Source organism: Pseudomonas sp. CFSAN084952 (assembly GCF_009648855.1).
GTDB classification, from domain to species: Bacteria; Pseudomonadota; Gammaproteobacteria; order Pseudomonadales; family Pseudomonadaceae; genus Aquipseudomonas; species Aquipseudomonas paracarnis.
In genome coordinates, this window is record NZ_CP045767.1 from 5,560,001 (window position 1) to 5,572,832 (window position 12,832).

Here is a 12,832-nt window from a genome sequence, read left to right on the forward strand (position 1 = left end):
GATAAAAGGTACTCCGGGGATAACAGGCTGATACCGCCCAAGAGTTCATATCGACGGCGGTGTTTGGCACCTCGATGTCGGCTCATCACATCCTGGGGCTGAAGCCGGTCCCAAGGGTATGGCTGTTCGCCATTTAAAGTGGTACGCGAGCTGGGTTTAGAACGTCGTGAGACAGTTCGGTCCCTATCTGCCGTGGACGTTTGAGATTTGAGAGGGGCTGCTCCTAGTACGAGAGGACCGGAGTGGACGAACCTCTGGTGTTCCGGTTGTCACGCCAGTGGCATTGCCGGGTAGCTATGTTCGGAATAGATAACCGCTGAAAGCATCTAAGCGGGAAACTAGCCTCAAGATGAGATCTCACTGGAACCTTGAGTTCCCTGAAGGGCCGTCGAAGACTACGACGTTGATAGGTTGGGTGTGTAAGCGCTGTGAGGCGTTGAGCTAACCAATACTAATTGCCCGTGAGGCTTGACCATATAACACCCAAGCAATTTGCGAACTCGAGAGAGACCAGATTGCGGTGTGTGAAGACGCAATGAACCGAAAGTTCGACGCTCACAAAACACCACGATCTATCACATACCCAATTTGCTGAAGCGAGGCCAGCTGGCCACGACTCAGTACCCGAATTTCTTGACGACCATAGAGCATTGGAACCACCTGATCCCATCCCGAACTCAGCAGTGAAACGATGCATCGCCGATGGTAGTGTGGGGTTTCCCCATGTGAGAGTAGGTCATCGTCAAGATTAAATTCCGAAACCCCTGTTTGCTAACACAAACAGGGGTTTTGTTTATGTAGAAGCTCATGAATTTCACCGGCACGTTGCCAACACAACGGTCTGGTACACAGAATTTCTTGACGACCATAGAGCATTGGAACCACCTGATCCCATCCCGAACTCAGCAGTGAAACGATGCATCGCCGATGGTAGTGTGGGGTTTCCCCATGTGAGAGTAGGTCATCGTCAAGATTGAATTCCAAAACCCCTGTCTGCTAACGCAGACAGGGGTTTTGTCGTTTAGGGCAGCCATCACAGCGAATCTGCCTTATCCCTACCGCCTGTCGGTTTCCTACGCTAAAAGAAGATGCTTCTCACAAATTTCTAAGATTTGTCGAAGTTTGGCCGAAAGCCTGACGAGCCATGCGTGCACCGAAATAGAGCGACCGCAGAGTCCGCCTATCCCGTTACATGGAATGTTCCACTCGGCACGCTCACCCCCCTTTGGCAAAAGAAGTCGATGAAATGAATCTCAAGTTCAGTCATAAAATTCTGTTGGCCGCGTCAGGCGTCGTGGTTTTAGCCTTCGCGCTATTTACGCTCTACAACGACTACCTGCAGCGCAGTACCATCAGGCAAAACCTGACATCGTCCATCCAGCAATCCGGCGAGCTGACCGCCAGCAGTGTGCAGAACTGGCTCAGTGGTCGCATCCTGGTCCTCGAGAACCTGGCGCAGAACGTTGCCCACCAAGGCAGTGCGGCCGACCTTCCTGGTTTGGTCGATCAGCCAGCATTCACCACCAATTTCCAGTTCACCTATGTAGGTCAAACCAACGGGGTATTCACCCAGCGCCCTGACGCGAAGATGCCTGACGACTATGACCCTCGTCAGCGGCCTTGGTACAAGCAAGCAGTAGTGGCGGACAAAACCATGCTTACTCCGCCTTATATGGCGGCTGTGGGCGGTCAGATCGTGACAATTGCCATGCCGGTGAAAAAGAACGGCGAGTTATTGGGTGTTGTCGGTGGTGACCTGAGCCTGCAGACACTGGTGAAGATCATCAACTCGGTAGACTTCGGTGGTATCGGCCATGCGTTCCTGGTCAGCGGTGATGGCCAGGTCATCGTCAGTCCAGACCAGGACCAGGTGATGAAGAACCTCAAGGACATCTACCCTGGCACCCATGTGCGCATTGAGAAGCTCAATCAGGACGTTGTCCTCAACGGTCAGGATCGCATCCTTTCCTTCACGCCTATCAGCGGCTTGCCTGGCGCTGACTGGTACATCGGCCTTTCGATCGACAAAGAAAAAGCCTATGCCCCGCTGGGCAAGTTCCGTACTTCGGCCTTGATTGCGATGTTGATTGCCGTTGTCGCCATTGCGGTACTCCTGAGCCTGTTGATTCAAGTCCTGTTGCGCCCGCTGACCACCATGGGCGTGGCCATGCAGGACATTGCCCAAGGCGAAGGTGATTTGACCCGACGTCTGGACGTGACCAGCAAAGACGAGTTCGGCGAGGTCGGCAGCGCATTCAATCAGTTCGTCGAGCGAATCCACGCGTCGATTTCCGAAGTGTCTTCGGCAACGCGCCAGGTGCACGATTTGTCCCAGCGTGTGATGGCTTCATCTAATGCGTCGATCATCGGTTCTGACGAACAGAGCGCGCGTACCAACAGCGTAGCCGCAGCCATCAACGAACTAGGGGCTGCCACCCAGGAAATCGCGCGCAACGCCGCGGATGCGTCCCAGCACGCCAGTGGTGCCAGCGAACAAGCTGACGATGGTCGTAAAGTGGTGGAGCAAACCATCCAGGCGATGTCTGAGTTGTCGCAGAAGATCAGCCTGTCCTGCACTCAGATTGAAACCCTTAATGCCAGTACCGACAACATCGGGCACATCCTGGATGTGATCAAAGGTATTTCCCAACAAACCAACTTGCTCGCCCTCAACGCGGCGATCGAAGCGGCCCGTGCTGGTGAAGCCGGGCGTGGCTTTGCCGTGGTGGCGGATGAAGTGCGTAATTTGGCGCACCGCACCCAGGAGTCGGCAGAAGAAATCCACAAGATGATCACTTCGCTGCAAGTGGGCTCGCGTGAAGCTGTGACCACCATGAACGCCAGCCAGGCTTCCAGCGAAGAAAGCGTCGAAGTCGCCAACCAGGCAGGTGAGCGTCTGGTCAGCGTGACGCAACGTATCGTTGAGATCGACGGCATGAACCAATCCGTCGCGGCCGCCACCGAAGAGCAGACCGCAGTGGTTGAAACCCTCAACGTCGATATCAACCAGATCAACTTGCTAAACCAGCAGGGTGTGGCCAACCTCAACGAGACGCTCAAGGACTGCGATGCGCTGTCCCAGCAGGCCAGCCGACTGAAGCAATTGGTCGATAGCTTCAAGATCTGATCCTGACCGCATCGGAGCGAGGCCTCTCGCTCCGATCGCTTGGCCTCACGTCCAGGGTGCTATTCAGAGGAAGTTGATAGCGCTCAGGTAGTCGCAGCCTTTGCGTAACAGCGCCTGGCTCTTGGGTGGATAGCACATCCCCATTTTTTCCAAGCCCCACCGGGCATTGTCGTAACGGATCATCGATGTATCACCGATGTCTTCGCCCAGTCCGTCCAGGTAAAAGCCCAGCACCCCGAACAGTGCGTTATCGCGACTTACGTTGCGCAACGCCCGTTGCCAGTGTTCAACGCTGACTCGGTCAAAAACGTGCCCAGCCTCGCTGAAGGCGTCGAGGTACTGGTCCCAACTCAAGGGCAGCGGGTTGTGCAGGTTGAACACATGTCGCCCAGGGTCAAAGTGAGCGCTGTGGAAGGCGATGAAACGCGCCAGGAAGTCCACCGGCATCAGGTCGAAATTGGCGTCCAGTCGCGGGACCATCCCTAATTGCAGAGACCCCTTGAGCATCAACATCAAGCGGTTTTTCTGTGGCTGGCAAACGCCGTTCTGGCTGTTGAAGCTGATATTTCCCGGCCGATGAATATTGACCCAGGCCCCTTGCTCAACTGCCCGTCCTAATAGCCGCTCGGCTACCCACTTGGAGAGGTTGTAGCCATTTTTCACATAGAGCGGCAGTGCGCGTCGGGCAGGCGCTTCAAGCACGTACCCGTCGACGTCTACGCTGCTGCAGGCTGAGAGCGTCGAGATGAAATTGAGGACCTTCTTGCAATGGGTCTCGCAAAGACGCAGGCATTCCAGCACCGGCTCGACGTTGTCCTTTGCGAGTGAGGCGTAATCCATCACATGATTGACCTGCGCGGCGTTATGCACCAACACGCCGTAATGACGGGCGAGGTGCTCGTACACGTCGTCGGCCAAGCCCAGGCGAGGTTTACGAATATCGGCGGCGTATACCTGTACTCGGCTCAGGTCCAGATGTTCCAAGCGGTATTCACGTAATGCCTGGGCGAACCTTGCCGCCGCCGAATGGCCGGGCAACTCACGCACCAGGCACGCCACGTCCTGCGCCCCGCCAGCCAGCAGTGCCTGGACGATATGCACCCCGACAAAGCTGTTTGCGCCAGTAACGATGGCTTTGCGCGAATCTCCCGCAAGGGTGTCGGGCAGAACCCCGACCTTCAGTGCGCGCGTCGCATCTTGCTCCATCTGGTTGGACGGTTTATCCGGCAGCGTGCCGCCATCCATGAGTGCGGCCAATGTGCGAATGGTCGGCGTCTCAAAAAAGGGGCTCAGGCAGAAGCTGCGGCCAAACTGCTCGCGCAGGCGTAGCAACAGAGTCGACAACAGGATGGAGTGGCCACCGAGGTTGAAAAAACTCTCATCAATCGAGAGTTCGCCTGCGGGTAATCCCAGCAGCTCACCCCACACGTCAGACAGTTGTGCCTGCAAAGGGTCTTGTATGCGACAGCGATCCCTCCCGATGGGTATGGGTATAGGCATGGCCAACAAGGCCTTGCGATCGATCTTGCCGTTATTCGAACGGGGCATGCATGCCAGTTCGCTCCAAGCGCTGGGCTGCATATGCACGGGCAACCACTGCCGAGCATGTTCCTTCAGGCTTGCCAGCGTGGCGCCAGATTCCGGCTGGGCGGCAAAGCCGATGACTCTGTGTGCCGTATCGATCACCACTGCCACTTGGCGAAACAAGCGACTATCGCGCAAGCACTGTTCAATATCCTGAGGCTGAACTCGAAACCCGCGGATCTTGACTTGCTCATCCCTGCGGCCGCCCAGCTCGATGCCCTCTTGCGTCCATTTTGCCAAGTCGCCGCTGCGATAAGCCTGTAGCACTTGGCCATTTGGCAGTGTCAGCGCCACGAACGGATTGTCGGGCCGCGATGGTGTATTTGAATAACCCAGGCTTACTCCGGGACCGACAATGTACAAGTCGCCCATTACCTGTTCATCCACGGGCTGCAGGTTCTCGTCGAGAATCAGCACCTGGCTGTTAGCGATGGGGAGGCCGATATTGCGATGGCTGTCACCTCGTTGGAATACCCGATGGGTCGCCAACACAGTGGCCTCGGTCGGCCCATAGAGGTTATGCAGCTGGCATTGACCGGCCAGTTGTTCGATCACGCAGGGCTCGCAGAAATCACCTCCGGTCAGTAAATGAGTCATGCCCAATGGCTGATCCAGCGGCAGGATGCTGAGCAGTGCCGGTGGCACAAACCCATGAGTGACGCGTTGCTTGCGAATCAGCTCTACCAGTTGCTGAGGGTCGTGACGTTGGTCTGGGCTGGGGACAATCAACGCGGCGCCAACGATCAATGCAGGGAAAATATCGATCAGTGAAGAATCGAAGCCCAGTGGCGAAAACTGCAGGACGCGACTGTGTTGATCCAACGCCACGCAACTGACGAGCCAGGCCGTGAAATGCGCCAGGTTGTATTGGCTCAGCAGTACCCCCTTGGGCTGGCCCGTCGTACCCGAGGTGAACAGTGCCACGCACGGCTCGTCGGCACGGGGATGACGGTGCATCAGCGGTTGCGTCATGTCGGCGCTGTGCGCGGCAACCTGGCTCACATCAAGTGAAACGAAACGCTCTCGCAATGGGTGCTGGCCATTCTCCAGCAGCACACAGGCCTTGAGGCTGGTCAGCATGCAGTGCTGGCGTTGCTCCGGGTGGTCAGGCACCAGCGGCAAATACACGGCGCCACAGCCAAGCACCGCGAGAATGCTGGCGTACAACTCGGCAGATTTCTCCAGGCATACGCCGACCACTTGTGGAGCCTCGGCATCCTCCAGCAAGGGAAGCAGGCGTTGTTGAATAGCCATGGCTTGTTGCTGGAGCTGCCGATAAGTCAGCGCATGACCGGCGATGTTCAGCACTGTTCGATGTGCGAAGGTATTGAGGCTGGCCTGCAGCCGTTCGATCATGGGCGTTCGGGCCGCTTGCAACAAGGCAGGGTCCGCCGTGTGGTTGAACCGGTGCATGAAAGCCAAGGCATCCAACTCCTGCAGGCCCTGTTCAGGCCAGGCGTTAGCAGCGGCCGTTGCCGAGAAGTAGGCGGGGTCTCTTGAAAAACCGCAGACCAACAAAGCAGCCCACTCCACCACTGCATTCGTTGCCTGCTGACGCAACCGCTGCCCATTGCCGCTGGGTTCCTGGGCAACGTCGTGCACCGTCAGCAGGCGCCGCTCCCGGTCATAGCAGCGCAACTGCAATGAGGGCAGCCCGTGTTCGCAGAGCGGGCCGATACCCACGCGCAAGCTTAACCATGGCGCACTGGCGGGCGAGGGCGGCAGCGGCTGACTCCCGTCTTCAATAACCAGATCCACAGACACCGTTCCTGCCACATGCCCATACTGCTCCAGCTCCTGCTTGAGCGCCGCCAGAGCGTTAGTGGTACCACGCCACTCGATCTGCAAGCGCCTCATGCCAACCTCATCGATACGGGCAGATAGTCGCGCAGGGCTCGTGCCACGCTGGGGGTTTGCAGTACGCCGCTGTGGTGCAGAAAGCCCATGATATTGGCCACCAGCGGATGTTGGTGGGTGATGGGAAAATCCAGCGCCCGGATTTCGTCGCACAGTGCCACGCGAGTGTGGGCACTGATCGTCAAGTGTTCGATCAGTTGCAGATCGAAGTCTTTTTGTAGCTCGTTGGTCAGGTAGTGCGTCAGGAATACGGGCAGGGCTTGAGCAATGTGGTCGCGATCTTGCGAGCTTGCCGACTGCCAGTAGAGGCGCACCAACTGTGTCCAGAACCGCGCATGCCGCCCTTCATCAAACAGATGATCGGCCATCAGGCCGCGGACAGAGGATTTGACGCTGGCGTCTTTGGAAAACGCTGCGACGTCATGGGTGACGGTGTTCTCGGCGATGGCGACGCCGATCAGCTCAACGGCATCGTGCAAATATGTCGGTACCTGCGCCTGGGCTGCCGGAAGCGCGCGGCTCAGTTCAATTTGCCCGGGTAGATCGAGCGGTTGAATCCCGGTCATTGCCACGGCTTGCTGAAGGAAATCCAGGGCTACCAGCGCGTGGTAATCCTCGTCGACAACGACCGTCATCGCGTCGTAACGGCAGGCGAGCGGGAAGGGCAGGGAGAAGCGATTTTTAGCAATGCTGCGCGCGGTTTTGTCGACGATCTCGGTTTCGAAAATCACCACGTCATTGATGAATTTGTAGAAGCTTTGCACCAGCACGAAGTTGCGCCATTGCGGGCAGTGCTTGAGAAAGGTTGCACTCAGCACCAGAGGCTGGCGGCACAGGGGGAAGATGAGTTTGTCGTCGTCTTCCAACATCCGCCGGGGGCGTGTGCGGATGGTTGCGCGACGTTCCCAGTCATCGGCAAAGGATTGGTAGCTGACGGCGTTCACGGACGTACCTCTTGCATCGAGGCCAGCACGTCGTCCCAGAGGGTAATACGACTTTCCACGGCGCCCAGGGCGGCGCTATCGGCTTGTTGCTGACGACTGGGGTCGGCGTCGATCAGGTGCGTTAGCAACTGTTGCGCCGCAGGGCCGTGGTCATCGCCGTCCAATTCGATATGGCGGTTGAGGTAGTAACATAACGTAGGGGCCTGCCGACCTATGAAAGCATGGCTATGCAAAAGCCCCTTGAACATTGACGGAATCACACTCTCGCGGCCATGCAGGAACGCCGCCGCCACACAGTGGGTCGGGGCGCTCAAGGCGATTTGTAAGGTGCTGTCGACGAAGCGGGCCACGCCCAGGGGAGCATCGCTCATTTGCAAGGCCGCGCTTACCTCCACTCCCTGGCTTTGCAGGTCGATGAAGCGAGTGATTGCGACGGTGCTGGCGCCCACTTCCGTCATCGCGTCAAGGTACAGCTCGAAGTGGCTGCAATAGCCCCGTGTCGGGTGTTCGTCCGTCTCTTCAGCCAGCACGATTTCATTGATCAGGCGGGCATCGCGGGGGGCAGCGCAGGGGAGCCAGGGTAACTGTGTGCACGTGAGGTCCTGTTGCAGGCGTTTGGTCAGGCTCATGAAGTCCCAGACCGCAAATACATGGTGTTCCATAAAGTGTTGTAACTTGCCAACGGTGGTTATTTCTATAAATAACGGGTGGTCGAACAGTTTTTGTTTTTTTTGCTCAAGTAAATAGTGATGCATGGTTGACGCCTATAGTTGTTGCGAGTGCTTTAAAAGCAGTGTTGGACTGTTATAGTTGTGAGTGCAAGAGTAACTTGATCGCGTTCACGCGCACGGCGCTACCATTTAAATAGGCGGCCGCAGCGGTATGGGAAGGCGTGGCTTGCTGAGCGAAGATAATAAGCTGATTGAATGTTTGAACCGGTATGCAAATGTATTAAAGGACTTTGCCGATGTTTATATGTGCGGTAAATTGCCCGGCTATAGGTGGGATTTTTCCGTGCACTAAGTCGGCGTTAATCGTTCTTTAGTTATTTTTTAAATATTTCTGATGGAGCAACAACCCTGATAGGGAAGCTGCTCCATCACCTGAGGATTAAGGGCAAAAGCAAAAAAACTTACTGCACGGCTTTTTTGTCGGCGCTCTCAAGGCTGCTGAGGTAGGTGGCGATCACCTCCATGCCTCGCATCAAGTGGTTACGCAACGTCAGGATGCTCTCCTCGACCTTCTTCTGCGCCACCAGGCTCAGCAGTTCGCGGTGATCTTCCTGGGAGGTCTCGCCCAGCCCCATCGCCTCAAGGTTGAAGCGCAGGAAGCGTTCCTCCTCATTCAACCCGTGCTCGACCAGGGTGAGCAGTCGCTGGTTGGGCGCCTTGCCATATAGCACCATGTGAAACAGGCGATTGAGGCGACCAATCTCGGTGTAGTCTTTTTCGCTTTCCAGCGAATTGATACAAGCCTCGGCTTGAGCAAGGTCCGCGTCGGTGAGCAGCGGAATCGACAGGCGCAAGGCTTCGGACTCCAGCAACATGCGCAAGGCATAGGTCTCTGCCGAATTGTCCTCGATCAAGGGGGCAACGACGGCACCCTTGTGAGTCACCACATGCAGCAAGGATTGCGCCTCCAGCTGGCGCAAAGCTTCACGCACGGGCATGCGGCTGACGCCGAACAGGCTGGCCAGTTCTTGCTGGCGCATGGCGGTGCCACAGGGCAATCGCCCATCGAGGATGGCATTACGCAAGGTTTCTTCAATAACGGAGCGCGCAAGATGGGCGGGAATAGGCCCGCTGATTTTGATGCTGCTTAATGGGTTCGGCTTCTGCGTCACGGTTGCGCTATCCTCCTTTCTTGAATAATAGGTTGGCTAATTGGATCCAAAGAACACTAAAGATGGGCCAGGCGCTTGTCAAACAGCCAGAGTTTCCGTTTGTAAGGGCTTACACAGCATACTTTGTGTCTCTCACAGGAGGCGGTTATAAAATCACCGCCTACTGTGATGATTGCACTGTGCCATTGTTTTTTGTAGGGCCAGGCTTCACCATTCCTTGAAATTCCGTCTCTTTCATGGACTGAACACTTTGGCGGTAAGTTTTATTCCCTATCGACTGCTTTGCTGGCTTTTATCAGCAATTTTACTGGCTGGCCTGATGCTCGGCGGGCTGCGTGCCGATTGGGATTTCTCGCAGATCAGCCGCAAGGCCACCGCCGTCTACGGCCCGTTGGGGCAAGGCCAGCAACGTATCGACGCCTGGCAGCGGCTATTGGCGAGCGAAAAACAGGTCAGCGAGCAGGACCAGCTCAAGGTCGTCAATTTGTTCTTCAACAAGCAAATGACCTACGTGGAAGACATCGATCTCTGGCACGTTGTCGATTATTGGGAGACACCCGTCGAAGCACTCTGGAAAGGCGCCGGTGACTGCGAAGACTACGCCATCGCAAAGTATTTCAGTTTGCGTCACCTGGGGGTGTCCAGCGACAAATTGCGCATTACCTACGTCAAGGCCTTGCGGCAGAATCGGGCGCACATGGTCCTGACCTATTATTCGACCCCAGACGCTGTCCCACTGGTGCTCGACAGCCTGATGGATGAGATTCTGCCGGCCACTCGTCGCACCGATCTGGTCCCGGTGTACTCATTCAACGCCGAGGGGCTGTACTTGCCCGGTGCCAAGGGCAACAAGAAAGTCGGTGATACCAAACGCTTGTCGCGCTGGCAGGATGTGTTGAGAAAAATGCGTGCGGAAGGCTTCCCAGCCGAGCCTGCCAACTAGGAGTAACTGATCGGATGTCTCTGTTCAAACAGCTATTGATTGCAATCTGTCTGTTCCTGGTGGTCGCCTTCAGCGGCAGCTTCATGGTCAGCCTGGAAAGCTCGCGCACCCAATACGTCAACCAACTGCGCTCCCACGCCCAGGATGCCGCAACGGCGTTGGCGCTGTCGCTGACCCCGAATATCGATGACCCAGCCATGGTGGAGCTGCTGGTCAGCTCGATCTTCGACAGCGGTTACTACGCCAGCATCCGCGTCGTGGACCTGGCCACCGACAAAACCATCGTCGAGCGCAGCGGTATTCCTGACAACAACGGCGTGCCCAACTGGTTCGTCAAGCTGATCGGCCTGGAGCCGGCCGGTGGTGATGCGCTGGTCAGCCGTGGCTGGGAACAGGCCGCGCGGGTCGAAGTGGTCAGCCATCCGATGTTCGCCCTGGCCAAGCTCTGGCAAAGCGCCCTGGGTAGCCTGGGCTGGTTGCTGCTGTGCGGCGCGGTCAGCGTGGTGCTCGGTGGGCTGTTGCTGCGCCGGCAATTGAAGCCGTTGGACTATATGGTCAAACAGTCCCACGCCATTGCCCGCCGCGAGTTCCTCAGCCTGCCTGACTTGCCCCGCACGCCAGAACTGCGTCGCGTGGTACAGGCCATGAACCAGATGGTGGAAAAGCTCAAGGCGCTGTTCCAGGAACAGGCCGAGCGTAGCGAAAAACTGCGCACCGAATCCTATCAGGACAACCTCACCGGCCTCGCCAACCGCCGTTATTTCGAGATGCAGCTCAACGCCCGCGTCAGTAACCCGGAAGAGACCAACTCCGGCTACCTGCTGTTGCTGCGGGTCAAGGACCTGGCCGGCCTCAACCAGCGCCTGGGCGGCCAGCGTACTGACCAGTTGCTGCAAGCGGTTGGCCAACAGCTGCTGCGCCAGTGCGCGCCTTACCCGGAAACCCATAACCTGGTCACCCGTATTCGTGGCGGTGAGTTCGCCGTGCTGGCGCCAGGGTTGATGCGTGAAGAAGCGGTGCAACTGGCGCAAAACCTCGAAAGCACCTTGCTCAGCCTGCAAGCGACCGGTGCCAGCGACGTTACACCGGTCGCCTATATCGGCCTGGCACCGTTCAGCCATGGCGACGCGCCCCAAGCCCTGTTGACCCTGGCCGACCAGGCCCTGGCCCAGGCCCAAGCGCAGGGCGACACCAGTTGGGTGTGCCTGGACCGCAGCGCCGCCGCCAGCGTCGGTGACGATCACCATGCCTGGCACACCTTGTTGGACCAGGCCCTGACCCAGCAGCGCTTCCAGCTGTATTTCCAGCCGGTGGTGGCCAGCCAGGACCCGCAGTTGGTCTTGCACTACAAAGTGCTGTCGCGCTTGCAAGACGAAGACGGCCACACCATACCGGCCGGGCGCTTCCTGCCGTGGCTTGAGCGCTTCGGTTGGTCGGCCCGCCTGGACCGCCTGATGCTGGAGCAGGTGCTCAAGCAGATGAGCAGCCACACCGAGAACCTGGCGCTGAACCTCTCGGCCGCGACCCTGCAGGACCCCCAGGCTCTGAACCGCATCTATGACCTGCTACGTCAGCACAGCAACCTGGGCCCGCGCCTTACCCTGGAGATCGGTGAAGAGCAACTGCCTGAGCAGCCCGTGCTGGAACAGATGACCCAGCGCCTGCGCGAGCTGGGTTTCTCCCTCAGCCTGCAACGTTTCGGTGGGCGGTTCAGCATGATCGGTAACCTGGCGCGCCTGGGCCTGGCGTACCTGAAGATCGACGGCAGCTACATTCGCGCCATCGACCAGGAAAGTGACAAGCGCCTGTTTATCGAAGCTATTCAGCGAGCGGCCCATAGCATTGACCTGCCGCTGATTGCCGAGCGTGTAGAGACCGAGGGCGAACTGAAGGTGATTCGTGAGATGGGGATTTTCGGCGTGCAGGGCCAACTGTTTGGCGAGCCCGCGCCCTGGAAATAATTTACCTGTAGGAGCGAGCTTGCTCGCGAAGATCGCCAACGATAATGCGCAAAGCCTGACACCCCGTGGCGATTTTAGTTTTTTCGCGAGCAAGCTCGCTCCTACAGGGGTAGGAGCGGTTAGATTAAATCAATCCTTTCTCGTCATCATCGATCAACTGGCTCAACCCACCCAACGCTTCCCGCGCCTGGTTACGGTCCATCAACTTGGCCTGGGCTGCCGGCGGCAGGTCGGTCACGCTGATTACGCCTTTGCGGGTCAGCACCTGGATCAAGTCATCCAGCACCCGGATCATCTCCAAGTCGCTCTGTTTGAGCTGGGCCAGGCTGGTTTCCACCACTTCGTTGGCGTACCAGGCCTGGATCTCATGGTGATCGGCCGGCAGGGTTTCAGTGGATTCGGTAAAGGCGATAGCCTCTACGCGAACCAGTGCGCCCTGTGCATCACGTTGCACGTAAAACATAACAACCCCTCGAAAATGCGCCACAGGCGTTCAACAGCATAGGTCAACGCTGCGTGTATGGGCGTGAGTATGCGATGCACCGTCCGCCAGGGCCAGCCACCCGCAGGTCA

General features: G+C 57.6%; 8 protein-coding genes and 3 rRNA genes (1 of these 11 only partly in view). 6 read left to right on the forward strand and 5 right to left on the reverse strand.

The window, feature by feature from the left end; genetic code table 11:
• From GH769_RS25400 to GH769_RS25415, 4 genes are all read left to right on the forward strand, one after another.
• A 23S ribosomal RNA gene (locus GH769_RS25400) occupies positions 1–476 on the forward strand; it begins 2,416 nt to the left of the window's first position.
• A gap of 156 nt (positions 477–632) precedes the next feature.
• Positions 633–748 (forward strand): 5S ribosomal RNA (rrf, locus tag GH769_RS25405).
• Between the two features lie 109 nt (positions 749–857).
• Positions 858–973: ribosomal RNA gene (rrf, locus tag GH769_RS25410) — 5S ribosomal RNA — on the forward strand.
• 273 nt (positions 974–1,246) lie between these two features.
• A complete protein-coding gene (locus tag GH769_RS25415; protein ID WP_014716359.1) occupies positions 1,247–3,127 on the forward strand; it encodes a methyl-accepting chemotaxis protein in 1,881 nt (626 codons plus the stop codon).
• Between the two features lie 63 nt (positions 3,128–3,190).
• Here GH769_RS25415 and GH769_RS25420 read toward each other — a convergent pair whose 3' ends face one another.
• The 4 genes from GH769_RS25420 to GH769_RS25435 all read right to left on the reverse strand — a co-directional run bounded on the left by GH769_RS25420 (position 3,191) and on the right by GH769_RS25435 (position 9,355).
• On the reverse strand, positions 3,191–6,568 hold the full coding sequence (locus GH769_RS25420) for an amino acid adenylation domain-containing protein (RefSeq protein ID WP_032903076.1): 3,378 nt from the start codon (positions 6,566–6,568) through the stop codon (positions 3,191–3,193).
• Positions 6,565–7,512 (reverse strand): diiron oxygenase, encoded by a 948-nt coding sequence (locus GH769_RS25425; protein WP_032903077.1) that lies wholly within the window; start codon positions 7,510–7,512, stop codon positions 6,565–6,567. The genes GH769_RS25420 and GH769_RS25425 overlap by 4 nt, the downstream gene beginning before the upstream one ends.
• The gene (locus tag GH769_RS25430) at positions 7,509–8,267 is read right to left on the reverse strand and encodes a DUF3050 domain-containing protein (protein ID WP_020302192.1); all 759 of its coding nucleotides are present in this window, start codon (positions 8,265–8,267) and stop codon (positions 7,509–7,511) included. Before GH769_RS25430 ends, GH769_RS25425 begins: the two co-directional genes overlap by 4 nt.
• A gap of 377 nt (positions 8,268–8,644) precedes the next feature.
• Complete coding sequence (locus tag GH769_RS25435; protein ID WP_014716363.1) at positions 8,645–9,355, reverse strand: GntR family transcriptional regulator; 711 nt, start codon at positions 9,353–9,355, stop codon at positions 8,645–8,647.
• A 319-nt stretch (positions 9,356–9,674) separates the two neighbouring features.
• Between GH769_RS25435 and lapG the strand changes: the two genes are divergently transcribed.
• Positions 9,675–10,298 (forward strand): cysteine protease LapG, encoded by a 624-nt coding sequence (gene lapG, locus GH769_RS25440; protein WP_019819857.1) that lies wholly within the window; start codon positions 9,675–9,677, stop codon positions 10,296–10,298.
• Positions 10,299–10,312: 14 nt separating this feature from the next.
• A complete protein-coding gene (gene lapD, locus GH769_RS25445; protein ID WP_020302193.1) occupies positions 10,313–12,259 on the forward strand; it encodes a cyclic di-GMP receptor LapD in 1,947 nt (648 codons plus the stop codon).
• A 124-nt stretch (positions 12,260–12,383) separates the two neighbouring features.
• Here lapD and GH769_RS25450 read toward each other — a convergent pair whose 3' ends face one another.
• Positions 12,384–12,722 (reverse strand): hypothetical protein, encoded by a 339-nt coding sequence (locus GH769_RS25450; protein WP_014716366.1) that lies wholly within the window; start codon positions 12,720–12,722, stop codon positions 12,384–12,386.
• Positions 12,723–12,832 lie beyond the last annotated feature (110 nt).

Bases quoted from the DNA above. Each gene is read 5' to 3' on its own strand.
- GH769_RS25430 (WP_020302192.1), bottom strand. From the start codon at position 8,267: ATGCATCACTATTTACTTGAGCAAAAAAAACAAAAACTGTTCGACCAC.
- lapD (WP_020302193.1), top strand. From the start codon at position 10,313: ATGTCTCTGTTCAAACAGCTATTGATTGCAATCTGTCTGTTCCTGGTG.
- GH769_RS25420 (WP_032903076.1), bottom strand. From the start codon at position 6,568: ATGAGGCGCTTGCAGATCGAGTGGCGTGGTACCACTAACGCTCTGGCG.
- GH769_RS25415 (WP_014716359.1), top strand. From the start codon at position 1,247: ATGAATCTCAAGTTCAGTCATAAAATTCTGTTGGCCGCGTCAGGCGTC.
- GH769_RS25450 (WP_014716366.1), bottom strand. From the start codon at position 12,722: ATGTTTTACGTGCAACGTGATGCACAGGGCGCACTGGTTCGCGTAGAG.
- lapG (WP_019819857.1), top strand. From the start codon at position 9,675: ATGCTCGGCGGGCTGCGTGCCGATTGGGATTTCTCGCAGATCAGCCGC.